General features: G+C 61.7%; 1 pseudogene. It reads right to left on the bottom strand.

Features of this window, described 5'->3' with window-relative positions:
• A pseudogene (locus tag EXE44_RS18325) lies at positions 1-158 on the bottom strand (proline dehydrogenase); the annotation flags it as partial.
• Positions 159-418: the final 260 nt, after the last annotated feature.

Raw genomic sequence — 418 nt, 5'->3', positions numbered from 1 at the left:
GCGTCGGCGTCGGCGTCGGCGGGGGGCCGTTCCTCGTAGTGTTCGCCGAGCAGGTTCAGGATGCCGGCCACGCCGCGGTCGTTAAGCCCCTCGACGTGAGCGAGCGCCGCCTCCGGCGTCTCGCCGGCGACAAAGTTGCTCGCGATGGGCGGTATCATACGATCACCGCGGATCCGAAGCGGTATATATTGGTACCCGACCAATTGTTCCGAAAATACATTTCTGTATAAAATGTATTCACTGCCACTACCCGCTGATTCACCGATCTGTCCCGCTCGTCCCGACCATGGACGGGCCGGGGTTGAGGTAGCCGAATGTGCTCGGGACTATCGGAAACATATGTCACGAGATACCACGGACACGACGGACCGGCGAACGCTGCTGAAGCTGACCGGCGGTGCGGGGCTCGTCGGACTGT

Origin of the sequence: Halorubrum sp. SS7 (assembly GCF_005435055.1) — an archaeon.
GTDB lineage: Archaea > Halobacteriota > Halobacteria > Halobacteriales > Haloferacaceae > Halorubrum > Halorubrum salinarum.
Note: the sequence above shows the minus strand (reverse complement) of the source record. Positions and strands in the feature narration are given on the sequence as shown.